We start from the raw sequence: 24,269 nt of genomic DNA, 5'->3' as shown, positions 1-24,269 counted from the left end.
ACCTCGACCGACATGCGGTCTTCCAGGGCGGCGGGTGGGATTCCGTCGGTCGAGCTCGCCGGCCAGGCGACGAGGTGCCCCGGAGCGTGGATGTGGAAGGACCGCACCGTCGCCGTCCCCACCAACTGGCCGCCGTGCATCAGCTCGGCCAGGCTCAGCGAACCCGTGCCCTTCGGGCCGAACGGCCGTGCGGTGGCGACCACGGGCTCCTCTGGCGCCGCCGCGACGAGCTCCAGCGCGTGCGGCGCCAGCTCGACGGCCAGCTCACTGGACACCGTCCACTCGTCTTCATCGCGGCGATAGTGGTTGACCAGGCCGCCGATGTGGTCGACCAGCATCGCCAGCGGGGCGGCGGTCGGGACGTGCGTCAGCGGATTGAGCAGACCGCCCACGGGTATGGAGGCCACGCAGCGGTCCGGGCCTTCCTCAAGGGTTTGTACGCCCATGCGGCCCAGCGGGGTGTTCAGCGGATAGTGCATCGCCGTCAACAGTTACGCCCATCACGGTGGCCAGATACCCCCTAGGGGTATACAGTGGCGACATGACCACGATCGAACACGCGATGCACGAGCATGAACACACCGGTCACGCAGGGCATGGCGGCCATGGCGACCATGTCGCACAGTTCCGAAGGTTGTTCTGGGTCATGGCGGCGCTGGCCGTGCCGACCGTCGCACTCTCACCGATGTTCGCGATGCTCCTCGGCTACGACCTTCCGGGCTTCCCCGGGGCGCGCTGGATCTCGCCGGTACTCGGCACGGTCATGTACGTATGGGGCGGCCGGCCGTTCCTGACCGGTGCGATCAGCGAGATACGTTCGCGCGCACCGGGAATGATGCTGCTGATCGGATTGGCGATCACGGTCGCGTTCATCTCGTCGTGGGGGGCCAGCCTCGGGGTGCTGCACCACGAGCTGGACTTCTGGTGGGAGCTCGCGCTGCTGATCGTGATCATGCTGCTGGGCCACTGGATCGAGATGCGGTCGCTGGCCCAGACCACTTCGGCACTCGACTCGCTGGCCGCGCTGCTGCCCGACGAGGCCGAGCGCGTCGAGAACGACGGCGATGCCGAGCAGGTGGTGACCGTGGCCCCGGCCGATCTGCAGGTCGGCGACCTGGTGATCGTCCGGCCGGGCGGCAGCGTGCCCGTCGACGGCCGCATCGTCGACGGTGCCGCCGACATGGATGAGTCGATGGTGACGGGCGAGTCGCGGACGGTGCGCCGAAGTGCGGGTGACGACATCGTCGCGGGCACCGTCGCCACCGATTCAGGGCTGCGGATCCGGGTGACGGCCGTCGGCGACGACACCGCGCTGGCCGGCATCCAGCGGTTGGTCGGCGAGGCGATGAACTCCTCGTCGCGGGCGCAGCGCCTGGCCGACCGGGCCGCGGGCTGGCTGTTCTGGTTCGCGCTGGGATCGGCGGTGCTGACGGCGTTGGCGTGGACCCTGCTGGGCGAACCCGACCAGGCCGTGGTCCGCACGATCACGGTGCTGGTCATCGCGTGCCCGCACGCCCTGGGGCTGGCCATCCCGCTGGTGGTGTCCATCGCGACCGAGCGGGCCGCAAGGGGCGGGGTGCTGATCAAGGACCGCCTGGCGCTGGAGACCATGCGCACTGTCGGTGCGGTCCTGTTCGACAAGACCGGAACCCTCACCAAGGGCGAGCCGGCCGTCACCGCGGTGGTGGCCACGGACCGCGCGGAGAACGACGTGCTGGCATTGGCGGCAGCCGCCGAGGCGGATTCCGAACACCCGCTGGCCCGCGCCATCGTCGCGGCGGCACAGCAGCGCGGCCTCGACATCCCGGCGGCCACCGACTTCAGTTCCTCGCCCGCGGTCGGGGTCAGCGCCCTGGTCGGTGGGCAGCGCGTGCAGGTCGGTGGTCCCGCACTACTCGAACAGGCCGGGCAGGCCCCGCTGCCGGACACCGCCGGGTGGGATGGCGCCACCGTGCTGCATGTCCTGGTCGACGGAAGCGTGGTCGGCGCGTTGGCCCTGGCCGACGAGATCCGGCCGGAATCCCGGCAGGCCGTCGACGCATTGCACGAACTCGGCATCGAAGTGGTGATGATCACTGGCGACGCCGCTCCGGTGGCCTCCGCGGTGGCCTCAGAGCTGGGCATCGACCGCGTATTCGCAGGTGTACGGCCTGAAGACAAGGCCGCCAAGGTCGCCGAACTCCAGCGCGAAGGCCTGAAGGTGGCCATGGTGGGCGACGGCGTCAACGATGCGCCGGCACTGGCCGCCGCGGACGTCGGCATCGCCATCGGCGCGGGTACCGACGTCGCGATCGCCTCGGCGGGCGTCATCCTGGCGAGCTCGGACCCACGATCGGTGCTCTCGGTGATCGAGCTTTCCCGGCAGTCCTACCGCAAGATGAAGCAGAACCTTTGGTGGGCAGCGGGTTACAACCTGATCTCGGTCCCGTTGGCCGCCGGTGTGGCCGCTCCGCTGGGTTTTGTAATGCCGATGTCCGTCGGGGCGATATTGATGTCAGCGTCGACGGTTGTCGTGGCACTCAATGCGCAGTCGCTACGTCGCCTCGACTTGCGGCCCGAGGCCGGCGTACGCAGCGTTACGCGGGTCTCGGGGCGCTGACGGTGCAAATCTAAGAATCTGACTAAGCTTTCCTGCAAATATCAATAGTGGTTATAACAGCACTATAACGGCATATTTATGTGCACTCAGCAAACAAATATGACGATTAGGGTGGTGGTTGGCCCAGGAGGGGGTGGGGTCCCCCTGTTGGGAATGTGTGAAATATCAAGGGCTGCAATGTGATTGACCATTTCTGCGACAGGCCTGTTCGCAGGGTTGAAAGCCGCCGACGGAGTATCGTTAGGCTTGGCTAAGTTGGCATCTGCCACGGTAGTTGCCTTATCGTTTTCTCCACTTATGGCGTGTGGGACATAGCCGTCGTCCAGTGCTGCACGGAGGCCACCCACGCCGAGCCGGCTTCTTCGTAGAAGCGTGTTGAAGGGCAAGGTGGGAATGGCGCCCAGCAAGGTCGGGCTGTACAACCCCGCATACGAACATGATGCGTGCGGTGTGGCAATGGTGGCAGACATTCATGGTCGCCGCAGCCGGGACATCGTGGACAAGGCCATCACGGCACTGGTGAACCTGGAGCACCGCGGTGCTCAGGGCGCCGAGCCGAACACCGGCGACGGCGCAGGCATTCTGCTGCAGGTCCCGGACTCGTTCCTGCGTGAGGTCGTCGACTTCCAGCTCCCGGAGCCCGGTAGCTACGCCACCGGTATGGCTTTCCTCCCGCAGTCGTCGCGCGATGCGGCCGCGGCAGCCGAAGCCGTCGAGAAGATCGTCGAAGCCGAGGGCCTGCAGGTGCTGGGCTGGCGCGAGGTGCCCACCGACGACTCGTCACTGGGCGCACTGGCCCGTGACGCCATGCCGACGTTCCGGCAGCTGTTCATCGGCGGTGCCTCCGGCATGGACCTGGAGCGCAAGGCGTACGTCGTGCGCAAGCGGGCCGAACACGAGCTGGGCACCAAGGGCCCGGGCCAGGACGGCCCCGGTCGCGAGACGGTGTACTTCCCGAGCCTGTCCGGCCAGACGTTCGTCTACAAGGGCATGCTGACCACCCCGCAGCTCAAGGCGTTCTACCTGGACCTGCAGGACGACCGGATGACCAGCGCGCTGGGCATCGTGCACTCCCGCTTCTCCACCAACACGTTCCCGTCCTGGCCGTTGGCCCACCCGTTCCGGCGGATCGCCCACAACGGCGAGATCAACACCGTCACGGGCAACGAGAACTGGATGCGCGCACGTGAGGCGCTGATCCGCACCGAGGTGTTCGGCACCGACGGCCTCGACAAGATCGTCCCCGTCTGTACCCCCGGCGCGTCGGACACCGCACGCTTCGACGAGGTGCTCGAGCTGCTGCACCTCGGCGGCCGCAGCCTGCCGCACGCCGTGCTGATGATGATCCCCGAGGCGTGGGAACGCCACGAGTCGATGGATCCCGCCCGCCGTGCCTTTTACGAGTTCCACGACTCGCTGATGGAGCCCTGGGACGGCCCGGCCTCGGTGTGCTTCACCGACGGCACCGTCATCGGCGCCGTGCTGGACCGCAACGGCCTGCGTCCCTCCCGCATCTGGGTGACCGACGACGGCCTCGTCGTGATGGCGTCCGAAGCCGGCGTGCTGCCGCTCGACCCGTCCACCGTGGTCCAGAAGCTGCGCCTGCAGCCCGGCCGGATGTTCCTGGTGGACACCGCCCAGGGCCGCATCGTCTCCGACGAGGAGATCAAGGCTCAGCTGGCCAGTGAGCAGCCCTACCAGGAATGGATCGAGGCGGGCCTGTTCCCCCTCGACGAGCTGCCCCCGGGTGACTATGTCCGGATGCCGCACCACCGTGTGGTGCTGCGCCAGCAGATCTTCGGCTACACCTACGAGGAGCTGAACCTGTTGGTGGCGCCCATGGCGCGCACCGGTGCCGAGGCGCTGGGTTCGATGGGCACCGACACCCCGGTCGCCATCCTCTCGGCGCGGCCGCGGATGCTGTTCGACTACTTCCAGCAGCTGTTCGCCCAGGTCACCAACCCGCCGCTGGACGCCATCCGCGAAGAGGTGGTCACCAGCCTGCAGGGCGTCATCGGGCCCGAAGGCGACCTGCTCAACCCCGGTCCGGAATCGTGCCGGCAGATCGTGCTCCCGCAGCCGATCCTGCGCAACGCCGACCTGTCCAAGCTGGTCTGCGTCGATCCCGACCATGAGGTCCGGGGCCACAAGCACGGCATGCGCGCCGCGGTGATCCGCTGCCTGTACCCGGTCAACCGGGGCGGCCAGGGCCTCAAAGAGGCGCTGGACAACGTCCGCGCCAAGGTCTCGGAGGCGATCCGCGAGGGCGCCCGCATCATCGTGCTGTCCGACCGCGAATCCAACGAGACCATGGCGCCGATCCCGTCGCTGCTGTCCGTGGCCGCGGTGCACCACCACCTGGTCCGCGAGCGCACGCGTACCAAGGTCGGCCTGGTGGTCGAGGCCGGTGACGCCCGCGAGGTGCACCACATGGCCATGCTGTGCGGCTTCGGTGCCGCCGCGGTCAACCCGTACATGGCCTTCGAGTCGATCGAGGACATGGTCGACCGGGGCGTGATCTCCGGAATCAACAGCGACAAGGCCAAGGCCAACTACGTCAAGGCCGCAGGCAAGGGCGTGCTCAAGGTGATGTCCAAGATGGGCATCTCCACCCTGGCGTCCTACACCGGTGCGCAACTGTTCCAGGCGATCGGCATCTCCCAGGAAGTGCTCGACCAGTACTTCACCGGCCTGAGCTGCCCGGTGGGTGGCATCGACCTCGACGACATCGCCGCCGACGTCGCAACCCGCCACTCACTGGCCTACCTGGACCGCCCCGACGAGCGCGCACACCGCGAGCTCGAGGTCGGCGGCGAGTACCAGTGGCGCCGCGAGGGTGAGTACCACCTGTTCAACCCGGACACGGTGTTCAAGCTCCAGCACTCCACCCGCACCGGCCAGTACTCGATCTTCAAGGAGTACACCTCCCTGGTCGACGACCAGAGTGAGCGGATGGCCTCGCTTCGCGGCCTGCTGAAGTTCCGCTCCGGCGATGAAGCCGTGCGCCAGCCGATCTCGATCGACGAGGTGGAATCCGCCTCCGAGATCGTCAAGCGCTTCTCCACCGGTGCCATGAGCTACGGCTCGATCTCGGCCGAGGCGCACGAGACCCTGGCCATCGCGATGAACCGCCTCGGCGGCCGGTCGAACTCGGGTGAGGGCGGCGAGAGCGTCGACCGGTTCGAACCCGACGAGAACGGTGATTGGCGCCGCAGCGCCATCAAGCAGGTGGCCTCCGGCCGGTTCGGTGTGACCAGCCACTACCTGACCAACTGCTCCGACATCCAGATCAAGATGGCCCAGGGTGCGAAACCTGGTGAGGGCGGTCAGCTTCCGGGTCACAAGGTGTACCCGTGGGTGGCCGAGGTGCGGCACTCGACCCCGGGTGTCGGCCTGATCTCGCCGCCGCCGCACCACGACATCTACTCGATCGAGGATCTGGCACAGCTGATCCACGACCTGAAGAACGCCAACCCGGCAGCTCGCGTGCACGTGAAGCTGGTTTCGGAGAACGGTGTCGGAACGGTCGCCGCGGGTGTCTCCAAGGCACATGCCGACGTCGTGCTGATCTCCGGCCACGACGGCGGTACCGGTGCCACCCCGCTGACGTCGCAGAAGCACGCGGGCGCCCCGTGGGAGCTGGGCCTGGCCGAGACGCAGCAGACCCTGCTGCTCAACGGCCTGCGTGACCGCATCGTGGTCCAGGTCGACGGTCAGCTCAAGACCGGCCGCGACGTCGTGATCGCCGCCCTGTTGGGCGCCGAGGAGTTCGGCTTCGCCACCGCTCCACTGGTCGTGGCGGGCTGCATCATGATGCGCGTCTGCCACCTCGACACCTGCCCGGTGGGTGTGGCCACCCAGAACCCGGTGCTTCGGCAGCGGTTCAACGCCAAGCCCGAGTTCGTCGAGAACTTCTTCATGTTCATCGCCGAAGAAGTCCGTGAACTCATGGCGCAGTTGGGCTTCCGCACCGTCAACGAGATGGTCGGCCAGGTCGGCGCGCTGGACACCACCCAGGCCGCCGAGCACTGGAAGGCGCACAAGCTGGACCTGACGCCGGTGCTGTACGAGCCCGAGTCGGCGTTCATGAACCAGGACCTGTACTGCAGCTCGCGTCAGGACCACGGCCTGGACAAGGCACTGGATCAGCAGCTGATCACCCAGAGCCGTGAGGCACTGGACTCCGGTTCGTCGGTGCGTTTCTCGACGAAGATCACCAACGTCAACCGCACGGTGGGCACCATGCTCGGCCACGAGGTCACCAAGGCCTATGGCGGGCAGGGACTTCCGGACGGCACCATCGACATCACGTTCGACGGGTCGGCAGGCAACAGCTTCGGTGCGTTCGTGCCCAAGGGCATCACGCTGCGGGTCTACGGCGACGCCAACGACTATGTCGGCAAGGGTCTGTCGGGTGGCCGCATCGTGGTCCGCCCGGCCGACGAAGCACCGGCTGACTTCGCCGCCGAGGACAACATCATCGCCGGCAACGTGGTGCTCTTCGGCGCCACCAGCGGCGAGGCGTTCCTGCGCGGCCAGGTCGGCGAGCGGTTCGCGGTCCGTAACTCCGGCGCCCACGCGGTCGTCGAAGGTGTCGGCGACCACGGCTGCGAGTACATGACCGGCGGCAAGGTCGTCATCCTCGGACCCACTGGCCGCAACTTCGCGGCGGGTATGTCCGGCGGTGTCGCCTACGTCTACGACCCGGCAGATGTGCTGGGCGAGAACCTGAACACCGAGATGGTGGAGCTGGAAGCCCTTGAGGCCTCTGATGTCGAATGGTTGCGCAATTTCATTGCCGCCCATGTCGACGCGACCGATTCGGCTGTGGGACAACGGGTCCTAGACTCCTGGGATGGATCGGATGGAGCGTTGAAGCATTTTGTGAAGGTCATGCCGCGCGACTACAAGCGCGTGCTGGCCGCGATCGCCGAAGCCAAAGAGGCCGGCGTGAATGTGGACGAGGCGATCATGGCGGCGGCCAATGGCTGATCCGCGCGGTTTCCTCAAGCACACCTCCAAGGAGCTTCCGTCCCGCCGGCCGGTTCCGCTGCGCCTCAAGGACTGGAAAGAGGTCTACGAGGACTTCTCCCACGACTCCTTGCAGGACCAGGCATCACGATGCATGGACTGCGGTATCCCGTTCTGCCACAACGGCTGCCCGCTGGGGAACCTGATCCCCGAGTGGAACGACCTGGTCTACAAGGACCGGTGGCGCGACGCGATCGAGCGGCTGCACGCCACCAACAACTTCCCGGAGTTCACCGGACGGCTGTGCCCCGCCCCGTGTGAGGCATCGTGCGTCCTTGGCATCAACCAGGATCCGGTGACCATCAAGCAGGTCGAGGTCGAGATCATCGACAACGCCTTCGACCAGGGCTGGGTCGTTCCGAAGATGCCCGATGTGCAGACCGGCAAGAAGGTCGCCGTCGTCGGGTCCGGTCCGGCCGGACTGGCCGCCGCCCAGCAGCTGACCCGGGCCGGCCACACCGTCACGGTGTTCGAGCGCGCCGACCGCATCGGCGGTCTGCTGCGCTACGGCATCCCCGAGTTCAAGATGGAAAAGCGCCACATCGACCGGCGTCTGGAGCAGATGGCTGCCGAGGGCACCCAGTTCCGGCCCGGCGTCAACGTCGGCGTCGACATCACCGTGGCCCAGCTGCGGCTGAACTACGACGCGGTCGTGCTGGCCGGCGGTGCCACCGCATGGCGCGATCTGCCAGTCCCCGGTCGCGAGCTCGACGGCATCCACCAGGCCATGGAGTTCCTGCCGTGGGCCAACCGCGTGCAGCTCGGCGATGACGTCCTCGACGAGAACGGCCAGCCGCCGATCACCGCCAAGGACAAGCACGTCATCATCATCGGCGGTGGCGACACCGGCGCGGACTGCCTCGGCACCTCGCACCGTCAGGGCGCGGCCAGCATCCACCAGTTCGAGATCATGCCGCGTCCGCCCGAGACCCGTGCCGACTCGACCCCGTGGCCGACCTACCCGCTGATGTTCCGGGTGTCCTCGGCCCACGAAGAGGGCGGCGATCGCGTGTTCTCGGTCAACACCGAGGAATTCACCGGCGCCGACGGTCACGTGACCGGCCTGCGTGCGCACGAGGTCAAGATGAACGCCGGCAAGTTCGAGAAGGTCGAAGGCAGCGACTTCGAGCTCAAGGCCGACCTGGTGTTGCTCGCGATGGGCTTCGTCGGACCGGAGAAGGAAGGTCTGCTGACCAAGCTCGGTGTCGAGCTGACCGACCGTGGAAACGTCTCACGCGACAACAACTTCCAGACCTCGGTGCCCGGCGTCTTCGTCGCAGGCGACATGGGTCGCGGACAGTCGCTGATCGTGTGGGCGATCGCCGAGGGCCGGGCCGCTGCCGCGGGTGTGGATCGCTACCTGATGGGCAACACCGCCCTGCCGGTGCCGATCAAGCCCACCGCCGCACCGCAGCGCTAGCCGTTTAGCAGGCGGGTGACCAGTTCGGTTCGCGAATGCACGCCGGACTTTCGATAGACGTGCTGCAGATGGCTCTTCACCGTCGGAACGCTGATGAACAGGGCGCGCGAGATGTCGCTGTTGCTCGCGCCCTGGGCGAGTAGTTCGACGACGTCGCGCTCCCGAGCTGACAGTTGCCAATGTTCGGGAACCGCAGAAGAATTCGGTGCACCCGGCAATTGGCCGAGCATGCAGTACGACTGCTCGACGAATCCGTGTGACTTCTGCAGGAACTGGATTTCGTCTTTTGTGAAGTCGCCGTCGTTGGCGCTCTTCAGCAGCGAGACCCCGGCCACGATGCGCCCGGCATGGCGCAGGTACAGCTCCGCCTCGTACCGGTAGCCCATCGGGCGGAAGAACCCCGCGTAGTAGTCGGTTCTGTCCAATCGCTGGCCGAGATCGTTCGAGGTCGCCAGCTCAGCGCCGGACCCCGCGAACCGGCGGGGATGAAACGGGTCCAACTCGTGGAAGTAGCCGGTGTACGGGCCGTTGTCCTCGGGACGGATCCGGTCGAACACGTGCTCGCCGGCATTCATGCGGTGATCCACCGAGTAGAAGACCATCCCGGAGACACGAACGAACCGGGACAAGAACGCCATGGTGTTGCGCTTGAACTGGATGTTGCGCGTGACCGCCATGTCGTACACCTCCACGGACTTCATCCCTTCGGATGATTCTCACCAGGGTAGGCCGCTCATAGAGTGCCCACGTGAGCAGAACACTGATCCGGTCATCGAAGATCCTGACCTTCGACGAGACGCGCCCGACCGCGGAGGCGATCCTCGTCGAGGACGGCGTGATCGTCGAGGTGGGTGGCTTCGCGGACCTGGCCGAGTCCGCCGGTCCGGACACCCGAATCATGGATTCCGGAAGCGCGGTCGTCATGCCGGGGCTGATCGACACCCATCCCCATGTCATGCACTTCGGCGCGTTACGCGGCGGCCTGGTCGATTTGAGCGATGTCGTCGACCACGCGGACATCATCGCGCGGATCCGCGCCCGCGCCGCCGAGACACCCCTCGGCGAGTGGATCATCTGCACGCCGGTCGGTGAAGCCCACTACTTCATCCGAAAGTCATGGCGAGACCTTGCCGAACGCCGCCTGCCCGATCGGCACACCCTCGACCTGGCCACCGCCGACCATCCGGTGCTCATCCAGGCGTGGGCGCCCCGGACGCCGAACATCGTGGCGTTCAACAGCGCTGGCCTGCGGGCTGTCGGGTTGTCGGACTTCATCCCCGACAGGGTCTGCGACGTCGAGATCGACAAGGACGAAGCCGGCCGATTGACCGGCATCCTGCGCGGACCGGTCAACAACTACTACACATACGACCCGTTCTGGGGTCAGATCCTGCTCAAGCTGCCGCCGCTGAATCCCGACCACGCCGTACCCGGCGTCCTCGACGAAATGGCCCGCTTCTCGGCCCGTGGGGTGACCACCCTGTACGAGGGGCATGCGATGGAACCCGTGCACCTGGCGATGTATCAGCAGTTGCGTGCTGCCGGGATGCTCACGATGCGTGTGCAGGCGACATTCGACGTGGAGTCGGTGATCTTCTATCCCTTCGAGCCCATGTCGCTGCCCGATTTCGACGAGAGGCTGAAATCCCTTGCGCCACAGTCGTCCGACACCGCCGATGATCTCTTCCGAATCACCGGCATGACCATCAGCCCCGGCGGCCCCTGCTTCGCAGGTCATTTCGCGATGCACGAACCGTATGCGGATCCGTTCGGCCGGCCCACCAAGGGCCAGCGATTCGTCTCACTGGAGAAAGAAGAATCGTTCGTCCGCTTCTGCGCGCAGAACGGGATCAGGGCGAACATCTGTATCGGCTCCTACCGCGAGCACGACGACTTCCTGGAGATCGCCGAGCGCGTGGTCACCGAGCACGACTTCCGTGACAAGGCCTGGATTCTGCAGCACGCCATCACGATCAGTCCCGATCATGTGCGCCGGTACAAGGCTCTCGGATTCCAGGTCACCACATCCGTCGGGTTCGCCTGGGGTAAGGGCGCGATGTACGACGAGCGCATCGGCCGGCACATCTGGCGCGACATGGTGCCGCTGCGACGTCTTCTCGACGCGGGCCTCGATGTCTCCGGCGGCTCGGATTGGGGACCCAAGAGCCCGTGGGAGCAGATCGCCCTGGCGCAGACCCACGAGATCGCCGGTACCGACCTGCGCAACGACGGCCCCGATCAGGTGATCACCCGCATGGAATCGCTTGCCATGTGGACGACGAGCGCCGCGAAGATCCTGGGCTGGAACGGGATCGGATCCATTCGGCCGGGAAATCACGCCGACCTGATCTTCGTCGATCGTGATCCGTCGACCTGCGACATCGACGACCTGAAGCACACCCGGGTCCACCGGACCTTGTTGGCGGGGAACGTCGTTCACGACGACGGTGTGCTCTGATGAAGACGGAAGAATACGCGGACTACGACGCGATCGGCCTCGCCGATCTGATCCGGGACAAAGAGGTGTCGGTCGCCGAAGTCCACGAAGCGGCCCGCGCCGCGATCGAAGCGGTCGACAAGACGCTCAATGCCGTGGTCTCCGGGCCCTGGGAGGTGCCGCTCGACTGCGACACGGCGGGCGTGTTCGCGGGGATTCCGTTTGCCCTCAAGGATTTCGCGACACACGCGGCCGGAGTGCCGACCCGGTTCGGTAGCCGGCTCGCCGGCGAAGGCGTGGTGTTTCCACACGACACCGAACTGATGACGCGATTCCGGGCGGCCGGGCTGGCGACCGTCGCATCGACCACCACGCCGGAGTTCGCGTTCAACGGAAACACCGAACCCGTGACACAGGGGTCAACCCGGAACCCGTGGGACACGACGCGAAGTGCCGGAGGCTCGAGTGGTGGGTCGGCGGTGCTGGTCGCTGCCCGCGCCCTTCCGATCGCCCACGCGACCGACGGTGGCGGTTCGATCCGAATTCCCGCTTCGGCCAACGGATTGGTGGGCCTGAAGCCGAGTCGTGGTCGAGTACCCGTGGGACCCGACACGAGCGAACCGTTGTCCGGGTTGGGTGCCGAGTTCGGGCTGACCCGATCCGTGCGGGACTGTGCGGCCCTGCTCGATGCCGTGAGCGGACCGGCTCCGGGCGACAAGTACATCATTCGTGACCCTGCTCGGCCCTACCGAGAGGAGGTCGGCCGGAATCCTGGACGGTTACGCATCGCGATCCAGACCGAATCCTGGTCCGGTGGCCCGGTCGACGCGGAGATATCCGACGTGGTGAACGCTGTCGGCACGGTCCTGGAAGGCTTAGGGCATTACGTGAGTCCGGACTCGCCGGTCTTCGACTGGGGGCAGTTCGTCGACGCCAACCTGCCGGTGTGGAGCGTGTCCCTCGCCGAGGGGATCGATGCTCTCGCAGCGGCTTTCGGCACGGCGCCGGGCCCCGGCAACCTCGAAGCGACAACGTTGGCATGTGCGGAGTACGGCCGGCTCGTCACCGGCACGCAACTCGGCGGAGCGCTCGCAGTCTTCAACCAGGTTTCGCGTGCCGTCGGAACGTTCTTCACCGGCTACGACCTGCTGCTGACCCCCACGCTGAGCCAACCGCCCGAACCGTTGGGCGAACTCGACGCCGACGACGCGTCGCTCAGTCCCAGGGAATGGATGCACAAGCTGCTCGGCGTGTGTTCCTTCACCCCGCTGTTCAACGTCACCGGTGGACCGGCGATCAGCCTGCCGCTGGGGTGGACGCGTTCGGGGTTGCCGGTCGGTGTCCAGCTGGCGGCGCCGATGTGCGACGAAGGCACCCTGATTGCTGTTGCGTCCCAACTGGAGACGGCCTTGCCCTGGGCCGATCGGGTACCGGGGGTGAACGCCGGTGCACTCTGACGAGAGCAGGACACCGATCGCCCCGTACCTCGCGGTGGGCCTTTCGACCGTGGTGCGCAACATCGAACGGCGCTCGCAGATCCAGGCGAACCTCGACGTCATCGAGGACACCGTTCATGCCGCGGTATCCACGGTTTCGATCAACATGCCGGTCAAGCTGGTCGCCCTCGCCGAAGGCGCCCTGACCGGCTTCGGCGACGAAGCCTTCGATGTGCCCCATGTGAAAGCCGCACGTGAGATGTTCATCGACATCCCCGGTCCCGAGACCGACCGGCTGGGTGAGCTCGCCAAGCAGCACGGGGTCTACCTCATCGCGCAATGCAAGGCCAGGTGGCCCGAGGTGATGCCGGATCGCTTCTTCAACTCGATGATCGTGATCTCCCCGGCCGGCGAGGTGGTGCATCGCGCGACCAAGAATCACGTCTGGTGCCGCGAACGGTCCTGCACCCCGCACGACGTCTACGACCGGTGGGTCGAACTGTTCGGCGACGGACTGGATGCTTTCTACCCCGTTCTGCGCACACCGGACATCGGCGCGATCGGGACGATCTGCTGCAGTGACGGCGAGTATCCGGAAGCAGTGCGTGCGTTGGCCTTTCAGGGTGCGGAGGTGGTCTACCGGCCGAGCGAGGCCGTACCCATGACGCAAGCGGGGCCCGACCCGGGTGGAACGTGGTTGCTGCAGAACCGCGCCCATGCGCATTTCAACAGCCTGTACATGATCTGCCCTAACACCGGTCCGGTGTATCCGACGCAGGATGCGGCGCATGCCTTCGACATCGCCGGGGGCAACTCGCACATCGTCGACTACAACGGCGCGATACTCGGCCACACCGTCTCGGGCCACAACTCGGTGGTGGCGGGTGTGGTCGACATCGAGGCACTGCGCCACTTCCGGGTGATGAACCTGAACTCGAATTGGCTCAAGGACCTTCGCACCGAGATCTTCAGTCGCATGTACGACGAACCGATCCATCCGGTGAATCTGTGGCTGGACCGCGAACCGGTGCCGCACGCCGAGGCCGACGAGATCTATCGGGGCAACATCGAGAGGCTGATCCAGCGCGGCGCCTACACACGTCCGGCACATCGTTTTCCCGGAGCCGGCTGAACGGGGGCCGAGCTTCAGAGATTTCTTAATTAACTGATGTGTCCTGCATCACAGGGGTTCGGCGTGCTCGCCAGCGCGAAAAAGTGATCCAGATCTCTTCTTTTGTCTCGCCTGCCGCCACATTTGCCTCATGAGTCCCATCAGAAACATCAGATTTTTGTGCGGCGTGGCTCACGCTGTTTGCCGGATGTTGGGTATCTAATGACGTGGTGAGAGTGCTGCGGTAACGTAGAACTACGGGTACAGCAACCAGTAATTCGCAGGAGTGATCACCGTGTACATCAATCCGATCAGTCGGTCACGGGTGAGTCGTATTGCCTGGTCATTGTTCCGTCATCCGATGAAGAGCCGTGAGTTTCCGGCCAAGAACGAGCGCCTGGTCACGGCAGACGAGCTACTTCGCTTCGGTGTTTGACGGGTATCCGTCTGCTAGCTGAACGCCCTCGAATCGACGCCTGAGCGCCGATCCGAGGGCGTAGCTATATCTGTGTCAATCGGTGAGCTGGCCGGAATCCCTGATCGCCTCGGCCAACGGCTCGAGTACGGCCGGGTCGTAGGGCGGCGGCAGGTAGATGATCGCGAGGTCGAGTCCCTCGGCGCCGAGCGCTGCGGCCTCGTCGACGACCTTCTTGTAGTCGCGGTCCTCGCCGAGGCGCACGTGCGCCGACAGGGTGATCTCCTTGGGGTCGCGGCCGATGTCGGCGCAGTGCGCGGCCAGTACATCGCGCTTCCGGGCGAACTCCTCCGGCGGCCCGCCGACGAAGTTCCAGTGATCGGCGTACTGCGCGGTGATGCGCAGCGTGCGCTTCTCGCCACTTCCGCCGATACAGAACGGCGGGTGCGGCTGTTGCGGACCCTTCGGCTCGTTGCGAGCGTCCTTGAGTTGGTAGAACTTGCCGTCGAACGTCGTCGTCTCCTGCGACAGCAGGCCTTTGAGAACCTGGCAGGCCTCCTCGAACCGGTCGAAGCGCTCCTTGATCGAACCCAGTTCGATGCCGTACGCCCCGGACTCCTCCTCGTTCCAGCCGGCGCCGATGCCGAGCTCCAGGCGGCCGTTGGAGACGATGTCGAGTGCGGAGGCCATGTTCGCCAACACGGCGGGGTGGCGGTAGTGGATGCCGGTGACGAGCACCCCGACGCGCAGCCGCTCAGTGGCCTGCGCCAGGGCGGTCAGCGTCGTCCAACCCTCGAGGCAAGGTCCGGACGAGTCGGAGAAGATCGGATAGAAGTGGTCGAACGTCCAGCCGGACTCGAAGACGTCGATCGTGTCGGCAGCTTTCCAGATGGCGAGCATGTCGGCCCAGGTCGTGTTCTGCGGGGAGGTTTTGAAGGCGAAGCGCACGCCATCACAAACTAGTCGCGTCCGACGATTCATTCCTGGACTCTGCTGGTCGTGCTGATTCCGTATCTTCGGTGCCATTTTGCCGTCGCAATCGGTAGTCTCAGGCAGGTAAATATACGAAATCCCCCGATCCAACCCGTCTGGGAGTGAACATGAGCGAGTACGCAGTCACCGATCCGGCGACCGCCGAGGTGGTCGCCACCTATCCGACCTCGACCGACGCCGAGATCCAGGCTGCGATCGAGGCTGCGGCCAAGACCGGCCGCACCTGGGCCCGCACCACCACGGTGGCCGAGCGGACCGCGCTCATCGGCAAGGTCGCCGCCCTGCACGAGCAGCGCCGCGAGCAGCTGGCCGACGTCATCGTCCGTGAGATGGGCAAGCCGCGCGACCAGGCCCTGGGCGAGGTCGACTTCAGCGCCGCCATCTATCAGTACTACGCCGACAACGCGGAGAAGTTCCTCGCCGACGAGGAGATCACCCTGCTCGACGGTGAAGGCAGCGCAGTGGTCAAGCGAGGCCCCGTCGGCGTGCTGCTCGGCATCATGCCCTGGAACTACCCCTACTACCAGGTCGCCCGGTTCGCCGGTCCAAACCTGATCGTGGGCAACACAATTCTGCTCAAGCACGCCCCGCAATGCCCCGAATCCGCGGAGCTGCTGCAGCTGATCTTCCTCGAGGCCGGCCTGCCGCAGGGCGCCTACGTCGACATCCGCGCCACCAACGACCAGGTCGCCGACATCATCGCCGACCCGCGGGTGGCCGCGGTATCGCTGACCGGTTCAGAGCGGGCGGGTGCCGCGGTGGCCGAGATCGCCGGCCGCAACCTCAAGAAGTGTGTGCTGGAACTCGGCGGCTCCGATCCGTTCATCGTGTTGTCCACCGATGACCTCGACGCGACCGTGCAGTCCGCGGTCGAAGGCCGGATGGAGAACACCGGGCAGGCCTGCAACGCCGCGAAGCGGTTCATCGTCGCCGAGAACCTCTACGACGACTTCCTGGCCAAGTTCACCGAGAAACTGCTGGCCGCCGCCGACGGGATCGCCCCGCTGTCTTCGGAATTGGCCGCCGAGAGGCTCGAGCAACAGGTCAAGGCCGCCGTCGATCAGGGCGCCAAGCTGACCTCGGCGGGGGAGCGTCGCGGCGCCTTCTATCCGCCGGCCGTACTGACCGGCGTCACCGTGGACAACGACGCCTACCGGCAGGAGCTGTTCGGTCCGGTGGCCGTTGTGTACAAGGCGGGCTCGGAGGACGAGGCCGTCGAGATCGCCAATGACACCCCGTTCGGGCTGGGCTCCTACGTCTTCACCACCGATGCCGATCAGGCCGCACGCGTGGCCGACCGCATCGATGCGGGCATGGTGTTCGTCAACGCCGTCGGCGCCGAAGGGGCCGAGTTGCCGTTCGGCGGCATCAAGCGATCCGGTTTCGGGCGTGAGCTCGGCAGGTTCGGCATGGACGAGTTCGTGAACAAGAAGCTGATCCGTACGGTCAGCTGACGTGTGAGCGGGCATGCTCGATCGCTTCGTCGAGCGAATCGAGCAGATGGTTTTCGTGTCGCAGTGACTCGAACACGCCGACGTTGGCGAGCAACTCGGCGTGTTCGGGGCGAACACCCTTGATGATCACCGTGATACCGCGCGACTCCAGTTCGGTCGCGATCTCGGCGAGGGTGTGTGCGCCGGTGGCGTCGAGCATGCCCAGTTGCGACATCCGGATGATGACGACGGATGTCCGCGGATGCTCGGCGTCCACGATCGCACTCGAAATACGTTCGGCCGCACCGAAGAACATCGCGCCGTCGAGGCGCAGCAGCGCGATCCGATCATCCCCGGGATGCGACGGTCCCGGGAGTTCCTCACGGACGACGCTGCTGCGCCGCGCCACCGAGCGCAGCGCGAAGAACGCGGCGACGACGACGCCGATCTCGACGGCCTCGATCAGGTCGAAGCACACCGTGACGGCGGCGGTCAGCGCGAACGTCAAGGCATCGGATCGCGTGGAGCGCAGGATCTTCCGGATCGTGCCGGCCGAGATCATCCGGAACGACGTCACCATCAGGACCCCGGCCAGCGCGGCGAGCGGAATGGTGGACACCGGACCGGTGGCCAGGTAGACCACGCTCAGCAGGACGAGCGAGTGCACGATCGCCGCCACCCGCGTCCTGGCGCCGGACCGGACGTTGACCGCCGTGCGGGCGATCGCACCGGTGGCGGGCATACCGCCGAAGACTCCGGAGGCGACCGAGGCCAGGCCCTGCCCCACCAGCTCACGGTCGGGGTCATACGGCCCGGTCGGCGACATGGTCGCCGCGACCCGCGCCGACAGTAGCGATTCGATGGCGGCCAGTGCGGCGATGGCCAGGGCGGCACCCAGCAGGGTGCGCATGGCGCCGAGGTCGGCATGCGGCAGCACCGGGGCGGGCAGGTGTGACGGCAGCGCACCGATCGCGGCGACCGGAATGTGGAGCACGGAAACCAGGACGGTAACCACGATCACCGCGGTCAGCGATTCCGGGATGGCCCGGTGCAGCCGGGGCAGGGTCACCATGAGGAGCGCGACGACAGCCACCACCCCAAGGGTTTTCGCGGCGGCGGTCCAATCGGCTTGGACGATCACCGTGATCGCCGCGGGCAGCGTGCGCTCACCGGCCGGGGCCTGCTGCGCGAAGGCGGCGGGAACCTGCTGCAGGAAGATGATCGCCGCGATGCCCAGGGTGAAGCCCTCGATCACCGGCCATGGAATGAACGTCACGGCCCGGCCGAGACCGGTGGCCCCGGCCGCCAGCACCAGCAGGCCTGCCGCCACCGTGACCAGGGCGATGCTGCCGAGGCCGTGTTGCGCGACGATCGGTGCGAGGACCACCGCCATCGCCCCCGTCGGGCCGGACACCTGCACATGCGAACCGCCGAACACCGCCGCGACCAGGCCGGCGACCACCGCGGTGACCAGGCCGGCGGCGGCTCCCACGCCTGAACTGATCCCGAATGCCAACGCCAACGGCAATGCCACCACGCCGACGGTCACACCGGCGAGGATGTCGCGGCGCCACGATCGTGGCAGTTCGGCGTAGTCGTCGCGATGGGGCAGCAGCCGACGGAAGGTGCCGGCCGCGGTTCTGAACAAGGTATCGCCTGACGGATTGATGGATTGAGAGATTTCGCAAGCCACTGTACGGCATCGCAAATGCTGGGCAGACTGAAGGTATGAGCGGCGTCCTGTACTTCGACGGCAACTGCGGCATGTGCACGCGCAGCGTCAATTCCCTGATGCGGCGGCAGCGGACCGGAGACCTGCACATCGAGCCCTTTCAGCGGCCCGGGACGCCGGAACTCCTCGGCGTCGCGAACGATGAGATGCTCGAAGCGGCGTGGTGGAAGGACTCGTCGGGGAGCGTGTACCGCGGTGCCGAAGCCATCAACGCCGCACTGTCGGTCGGAATGGGTAGCCGGATTCCGTTGGGGGTGTACCGGATTCCCGGTGTGCGTCAGTTGCAGAATGCGGCCTACCGCTGGGTGGCCAGCCACCGGTACCGGTTCCCGGGCACCACGCCGCACTGCACCGCGCGCCCAGGCGACTGCTGACCAGTGCCGATGGATCCGGTAACCGCACTGCGCCAGATCGCGTACTACAAGGACCGCGCGCGGGAAGACTCGCGGCGGGTGATGGCCTATCGCAATGCGGCCGACATCGTCGAGGCGCTGACGGACGAGCAGCGCGAGCGCCTGGGTGCGACGAACGGCTGGCAGTCGCTGCCGGGCGTGGGACCCAAGACCGCGAAGGTGATCGCCCAGGCCTGGGCCGGTCGTGAGCCCGACACGCTCATCGAGTTGCGTTCGGCAGCTGAGGATCTCGGTGGGGGCGAAGTGCGCGCCGCGCTCCGGGGCGACCTGCACGTGCACTCCAACTGGTCGGACGGATCGGCCCCGATCGAGGAGATGATGCTGGCCGCGCGCGACCTGGGCCATGAGTACTGTGCACTGACCGACCATTCACCGCGCCTGCGGGTGGCCAACGGGCTGTCACCGGAACGGTTGTGCGAGCAACTCGACGTCATCGAGGAGCTCCGCGAACTCGTGGCCCCGATGCGCATCCTCACCGGGATCGAGGTCGACATCCTCGAAGATGGATCGCTGGACCAGGAACCCGAACTGCTCGAGCGCCTCGACGTGGTGGTGGCCAGCGTGCACTCCAAACTCGCGATGGACTCGGCGGCCATGACCCGGCGCATGGTCAAAGCCGTGTCGAATCCACACACCGACGTCCTCGGGCACTGCACCGGACGCCTGGTCACCGGCGGACGCGGCGTGCGGCCGGAGTCCAAGTTCGATGCCGAGAAGGTCTTCACGGCGTGCCTCGACCACGGCACCGCCGTCGAGATCAATTCTCGGCCGGAGCGGCGGGATCCACCGACCCGGTTACTGAACCTGGCGCTGGAGATCGGCTGCCTGTTCAGCATCGACACCGATTCCCACGCGCCCGGCCAGCTCGAATTTCTCGGCTACGGGGCCCAGCGCGCCCTGGAGGCCGAGGTGCCGATCGACCGGATCGTCAACACCTGGCCCGCGGAGCGGCTGCTGGGGTGGACCGCCGGTTGAGACTCACGTCCCCGAGGTGAACGGATCATGCTCGGCGAGAAGCCTTTCCATGCGGGCCTCGTCGAGTCGAACCCGGACGGTGGCCGCTTCCTGCTGATCGCGGATCACCTTGGCCAGGGTGAACGCGCTGGTCACCAGGAACAGGACGGACATCGCCAGGAACATCCGCTGCCAGGTGTCGATCGGCAGGAACAAGATCCCGCCGAGCACCCCGAGGAAACTCACCCCGAATGCGATTGTGGCCTGCAGCGCGAACGCGGCGGTGACTCTCGAACTGTCGTTGAGTGCGATCATGTCCCGAGCCTGGCGTAGAACGCGATTCGCCGGATGCGTGAGACTACTCAAAACCCATCGGTCTAAGCTCACGCGATGCACGCGGATCTCGGGATCGACACCGTCATCACCCTGCTGGCTGCCGGCCTGATCTTCCTGCTGGCGCTGGTGCTCGGGGTGTGGAAGTACCGGCAGATGGCGACCAGTGAGAACCACCTGGCCCACCCGTACGTCGACATCGCCCACCGGGCCGCCCTGCTGTATTCCTTCGCGACATTGCTGGTGGCGGTGTTCGTCGAACTCAGCGCCTGGCCCACCTCGGTGAACCTCACCGCCGCCATGGTTCTGGTGTTGTTCTTCGTCGTCGCCATCCTCAGCTACATCGAGCACGGTGCCAGGCGGGACACCACCAACCAGTTCGAGCGGCCGACCGCGGGACTGCACGCCGGGATGGTCGCACTCATCGTCGGTGAGATCGGCGGGTTTGCCGTACTGCTCGCCGGATTCATTGCCGCGCAACTGTTCTAGAGGCAGCCCTTCAGTAGGGCAGCGTCGGCATCTCCAGGCCGGGATCGCGCCCCACCAGCACCCCGCGGGTCAGCATCGCGTTGCCGAACCGCTGACGCACCTCGTCGATCGCGCCGTCGATGGCCACCGGATCGGGCTGCGACTCGAAAGGCAGCTCCAACTGCTGGCTGCCCTCGTGATCGATGTTGGAGACCGCGAACCCGATCAGGGTCAGCCCGCGCTCGGCGATCACGGGCGCGGCGGCCGTCACCAACGCACGCGCGGCGGCCAGGACCGCATCGGTCGATGCGGTGGCCCGGGGCAGGGTGTGCGACCGGGTGGCCCGGCCGAAATCATCGAAGCGCAAACGCAATACAACGGTGCGGCCGGTGCGTCCGGCCCCGCGCATGCGGCGGGTGATGCGGTCCACCAGGTTGACCACCACGACGTCCACCTCCGCCGCCGACATCGTGTTGCCGCGCCGCCCGAGTGCGCGTTGGGCACCGACCGAACTGCGACGGACGCCCGTCGTCACCCGGCGTCGATCGATGTTGCGCGACAACGCATACAGCTGCCGCGCCATCGCGCCGCCGACCATGGTGCCCAGTGCCGACTCGGACAACTCGGCCACATCGGCGACCGTCTCGACGCCGTGGGCGTGCAGCTTCTCGGCGGTCTTGGCGCCGACACCCCACAGCCGGCGCACCGGCAGCGGATGCAGGAACGCCAACTCGCGGTCGGGCGGGACCAGCAGCAGACCGTCCGGCTTGGCCACCTGGCTGGCCACCTTGGCCAGGAACTTGGTGCGCGCGATGCCGACGGTGATGGGCAGGCCCACCTGCTCGCTGACCTGCTCGCGCAGCCGGCGGGCGATCTCCACCGGGGTGCCCGACACCCGGCCCAACCCGGACACGTCGAGAAACGCCTCGTCCACCGACAGCGGCTCGACCACGGGCGTGGTGTCGTGGAACACCTCGAACACATGCCGGCTGGCTTCCGAATAGGCCGACATGCGCGGCGGCACCACCACGGCCTGTGGGCACAACGCCCGGGCCTGGCGCCCGCCCATCGCCGTGCGTACCCCGAAGGCCTTGGCCTCGTAGCTGGCCGCCAGCACGACCCCGCCGCCCACGATCACCGGGCGTCCGCGCAGGGCCGGATCGTCACGCTGCTCGACCGATGCGTAGAACGAGTCGAGATCAGCGTGCAGGATAGCGGCCTGCGGAGACGCGGTTGGTGTGCGCGACACGAACATATGTTCGCATAGGTGGCGGACGGGTCAGAGGGCCTCGCCGTAGATGCTGGTCAGCCAGATGTGGGCGAGGGTGTCGACCACCTTGTCGTAGTCGACCGCGGGTTGTTCGGCGCTCAGGGCCGCCATCATGGTCCGCTCGTTCATCAGGTTGAGCGACGTCGCGAGGTCCATGGCCGGAATGGTCTCCGGGGCGGCGCCACGTTGGCGTTCGGCGGTGATCAGGGCGGCGGTCAGGGCGATCCACTTCTGCATGAGCCCGGACCAGAGCGCGCGGAACTCCGGGCTGCTGTTGACTGCCTCGGTGCCTGCGCGGGCCGTGGCCGGGTCCGACCCGAACGAGCTGAAGAAGATCTCGATGCCGCGGCGGACCGCCCGCTTGGGATCGGCCGGCATGGCCACCAGTGCGCTGTCGAAACCGGTGTCCGCGCGCTTGATCAGTGGATCGAGCAGCGACAACACGACCGCTTCCTTCGACGGGAAGTAGAAGTAGAACGTCGGCCGCGAGATCCCGGCGCCTTTGGCCAGGTCATCGACCGATATGTCGGCGAACTTCTTGGTCTCCAGCAGCCGCCTGGCGGTCGCGAGAATCGCCGCTTCGCGGTCGTCGCCCGACGGGCGGGTGGCACGGCGGCCACGCGGTGCGCGCGTCGTGCTGGAGCTGGTCACAACCAGAACCATAACACTGTGTTGAATTTATCGACACACTGTTGACCGACTCAACACCGTGTTGATACCGTCGGTCCCATGACCGAACATTTCGATGTTGTGATCGTGGGTGCCGGCATTTCCGGCATCAGCACGGCCTGGCACCTGCAGGACCGTTGCCCGACCAAGAGCTACGTGATCCTCGAGCGCCGGGAGAACATCGGCGGCACCTGGGACCTGTTCAAATACCCGGGTATCCGTTCCGACTCCGACATGTTCACGCTCGGATTCCGGTTCAAGCCGTGGGAGTCGGCCAAGTCGATCGCCGACGGCGAGTCGATCTGGAACTACATCAACGAGGCCGCCGACGAGAACGGCATCCGCAACCACATCCGCACCGGCCACCGCGTGCTCTCGGTGGACTGGTCGGACGCTGACAACCGCTGGACCGTCGACGTCGAGCACAACGGCGAAGCCAAGCAGATCACCGCGTCGTTCCTGTCGGTGTGCAGTGGCTACTACAACTACGACGAGGGCTACTCGCCTGAGTTCCCCGGCGAGGCGGACTTCAAGGGACAGATCGTCCACCCGCAGCACTGGCCCGAGGACCTCGACTACACGGGCAAGAACGTCGTGGTGATCGGCTCCGGAGCCACCGCCATCACGCTCATCCCGTCGCTGGTCAGCGGCGGCGTCGGACACGTCACGATGCTGCAGCGTTCACCCACCTACATCGGATCCCTGCCGCTGGTCGACCCGGTGGCCGTGAAGACCAACAAGTACCTGCCCAAGAACCTGGCGCACTTCGTCAACCGGTGGAAGCAGATCGGATACAGCACCGGCCAGTACCAGGTCGCGCGCCGCTTCCCGTCGGTCTTCAAGCAGTTCCTGCGCAAGATGGGGACCCGCCGCCTGCCCGAGGGCTTCGACTACGACAAGCACTTCAGCCCGAGCTACGCCCCGTGGGACGAGCGAGTCTGCCTGGCCCCCAACGGGGATCTGTTCAAGGCCATCCGCTCCGGCAAGGCCGGCGTCGTCACCGACACCATCGACACCTTCACCGAGACCGGTATCAAGCTGAGCTCCGGTGAGGAGCTGCAGGCCGACATCATCGTCACCGCGACCGGCCTGAACATGCAGCTGTTCGGCGGCGCGGTGGCCCACCGCAACGGCGAGCCGATCGATCTGACCAGTTCCATGACCTACAAGGGCCTCATGCTCTCGGGTGTGCCGAACATGGCCATCACGTTCGGCTACACGAACGCGTCCTGGACGCTGAAGGCCGACCTGGTGTCGGAGTTCATCTGCCGCGTGCTGAACTACATGGACGCCAACGGTTTCGACCGCGTCGAACCGCAGCACCCCGGCGGTGCCGTCGACGAGCTGCCGTTCATGGACTTCACCCCGGGCTACTTCCGGCGGGCCATGGAAAGCCTGCCCAAGTCGGGTTCGGAAGCGCCGTGGAAGCTCAAGCAGAACTACTTCTTCGACATGCGGACCATCCGGTACGGCAAGGTCGACGAAGAGTCGCTGATGTTCACCAAACACCGTGCCGCAGTGACGGTCTAGGTCGGTAGAACACGAAAAAGCCCCC

The 24,269-nt window shown here is 66.4% G+C and carries 17 protein-coding genes and 1 pseudogene; 11 read left to right on the top strand and 7 right to left on the bottom strand.

Annotated elements, in window-relative coordinates:
• A pseudogene (locus TX88_RS34815) lies at positions 1 to 479 on the bottom strand (phenylacetic acid degradation protein); the annotation flags it as partial.
• 62 nt (positions 480 to 541) lie between these two features.
• On the opposite strand from TX88_RS34815, the gene TX88_RS00860 reads away from it, so the two are divergent.
• The 3 genes from TX88_RS00860 to TX88_RS00850 all read left to right on the top strand — a co-directional run bounded on the left by TX88_RS00860 (position 542) and on the right by TX88_RS00850 (position 9,050).
• Positions 542 to 2,599, top strand: coding sequence for a heavy metal translocating P-type ATPase (locus TX88_RS00860; protein WP_044513940.1), 2,058 nt, complete (start codon positions 542 to 544; stop codon positions 2,597 to 2,599).
• 393 nt (positions 2,600 to 2,992) lie between these two features.
• Complete coding sequence (gltB, locus tag TX88_RS00855; protein WP_044518963.1) at positions 2,993 to 7,591, top strand: glutamate synthase large subunit; 4,599 nt, start codon at positions 2,993 to 2,995, stop codon at positions 7,589 to 7,591.
• Positions 7,584 to 9,050 carry a glutamate synthase subunit beta gene (locus TX88_RS00850; RefSeq protein ID WP_044513939.1) on the top strand — a complete coding sequence of 489 codons (1,467 nt, stop codon included), beginning with the start codon at positions 7,584 to 7,586 and terminating at the stop codon, positions 9,048 to 9,050. The genes gltB and TX88_RS00850 overlap by 8 nt, the downstream gene beginning before the upstream one ends.
• Here the strand turns inward: TX88_RS00850 and TX88_RS32660 are convergent.
• A complete protein-coding gene (locus tag TX88_RS32660; RefSeq protein ID WP_049924803.1) occupies positions 9,047 to 9,751 on the bottom strand; it encodes a response regulator transcription factor in 705 nt (234 codons plus the stop codon). The two genes, TX88_RS00850 and TX88_RS32660, sit on opposite strands and share 4 nt — an antisense overlap.
• A 47-nt stretch (positions 9,752 to 9,798) precedes the next feature.
• Between TX88_RS32660 and TX88_RS00840 the strand changes: the two genes are divergently transcribed.
• The 3 genes from TX88_RS00840 to TX88_RS34810 are packed head-to-tail and all read left to right on the top strand — an operon-like array spanning position 9,799 to position 14,055.
• Positions 9,799 to 11,508, top strand: coding sequence for an amidohydrolase (locus tag TX88_RS00840; protein WP_044513937.1), 1,710 nt, complete (start codon positions 9,799 to 9,801; stop codon positions 11,506 to 11,508).
• Complete coding sequence (locus tag TX88_RS00835; RefSeq protein ID WP_044513936.1) at positions 11,508 to 12,944, top strand: amidase; 1,437 nt, start codon at positions 11,508 to 11,510, stop codon at positions 12,942 to 12,944. Before TX88_RS00840 ends, TX88_RS00835 begins: the two co-directional genes overlap by 1 nt.
• Positions 12,934 to 14,055, top strand: coding sequence for a nitrilase-related carbon-nitrogen hydrolase (locus TX88_RS34810; RefSeq protein ID WP_049924802.1), 1,122 nt, complete (start codon positions 12,934 to 12,936; stop codon positions 14,053 to 14,055). Before TX88_RS00835 ends, TX88_RS34810 begins: the two co-directional genes overlap by 11 nt.
• A gap of 490 nt (positions 14,056 to 14,545) precedes the next feature.
• Here the strand turns inward: TX88_RS34810 and TX88_RS00825 are convergent, their stop codons facing one another.
• A complete protein-coding gene (locus TX88_RS00825; protein WP_044513934.1) occupies positions 14,546 to 15,397 on the bottom strand; it encodes an LLM class F420-dependent oxidoreductase in 852 nt (283 codons plus the stop codon).
• 152 nt (positions 15,398 to 15,549) lie between these two features.
• On the opposite strand from TX88_RS00825, the gene TX88_RS00820 reads away from it, so the two are divergent.
• Positions 15,550 to 16,896 carry an NAD-dependent succinate-semialdehyde dehydrogenase gene (locus TX88_RS00820; RefSeq protein WP_044513933.1) on the top strand — a complete coding sequence of 449 codons (1,347 nt, stop codon included), beginning with the start codon at positions 15,550 to 15,552 and terminating at the stop codon, positions 16,894 to 16,896.
• Here the strand turns inward: TX88_RS00820 and TX88_RS00815 are convergent.
• Positions 16,889 to 18,523 (bottom strand): SulP family inorganic anion transporter, encoded by a 1,635-nt coding sequence (locus TX88_RS00815; protein ID WP_044513931.1) that lies wholly within the window; start codon positions 18,521 to 18,523, stop codon positions 16,889 to 16,891. The genes TX88_RS00820 and TX88_RS00815 overlap by 8 nt on opposite strands.
• Before the next feature lie 80 nt (positions 18,524 to 18,603).
• Here TX88_RS00815 and TX88_RS00810 point away from each other — a divergent pair, with 80 nt between their 5' ends.
• Positions 18,604 to 18,981, top strand: a complete 378-nt coding sequence (locus tag TX88_RS00810; RefSeq protein ID WP_044513930.1) for a thiol-disulfide oxidoreductase DCC family protein — start codon at positions 18,604 to 18,606, stop codon at positions 18,979 to 18,981.
• Between the two features lie 9 nt (positions 18,982 to 18,990).
• A complete protein-coding gene (locus TX88_RS00805) occupies positions 18,991 to 19,995 on the top strand; it encodes a PHP domain-containing protein (RefSeq protein ID WP_044513928.1) in 1,005 nt (334 codons plus the stop codon).
• A gap of 3 nt (positions 19,996 to 19,998) precedes the next feature.
• Here TX88_RS00805 and TX88_RS00800 read toward each other — a convergent pair whose 3' ends face one another.
• A complete protein-coding gene (locus tag TX88_RS00800; RefSeq protein ID WP_044513926.1) occupies positions 19,999 to 20,289 on the bottom strand; it encodes a YiaA/YiaB family inner membrane protein in 291 nt (96 codons plus the stop codon).
• 75 nt (positions 20,290 to 20,364) lie between these two features.
• On the opposite strand from TX88_RS00800, the gene TX88_RS00795 reads away from it, so the two are divergent.
• Complete coding sequence (locus TX88_RS00795; RefSeq protein ID WP_044513925.1) at positions 20,365 to 20,796, top strand: hypothetical protein; 432 nt, start codon at positions 20,365 to 20,367, stop codon at positions 20,794 to 20,796.
• Between the two features lie 10 nt (positions 20,797 to 20,806).
• On the opposite strand, the gene dinB is transcribed toward TX88_RS00795, so the two are convergent.
• Together dinB and TX88_RS00785 are read right to left on the bottom strand one after the other, a co-directional pair.
• Entirely contained in the window at positions 20,807 to 22,030 is a 1,224-nt protein-coding gene (gene dinB, locus TX88_RS00790) for a DNA polymerase IV (protein ID WP_044513923.1), read from the bottom strand.
• Between the two features lie 24 nt (positions 22,031 to 22,054).
• Entirely contained in the window at positions 22,055 to 22,708 is a 654-nt protein-coding gene (locus TX88_RS00785) for a TetR/AcrR family transcriptional regulator (RefSeq protein ID WP_281729809.1), read from the bottom strand.
• A gap of 66 nt (positions 22,709 to 22,774) precedes the next feature.
• On the opposite strand from TX88_RS00785, the gene TX88_RS00780 reads away from it, so the two are divergent.
• Positions 22,775 to 24,244 carry a flavin-containing monooxygenase gene (locus TX88_RS00780; RefSeq protein ID WP_044513921.1) on the top strand — a complete coding sequence of 490 codons (1,470 nt, stop codon included), beginning with the start codon at positions 22,775 to 22,777 and terminating at the stop codon, positions 24,242 to 24,244.
• Positions 24,245 to 24,269 lie beyond the last annotated feature (25 nt).

It is taken from the genome of Mycolicibacterium septicum DSM 44393 (assembly GCF_000455325.1).
Classification (GTDB): domain Bacteria; phylum Actinomycetota; class Actinomycetes; order Mycobacteriales; family Mycobacteriaceae; genus Mycobacterium; species Mycobacterium septicum.
This window is presented reverse-complemented; position numbering and strand designations above follow the sequence as displayed.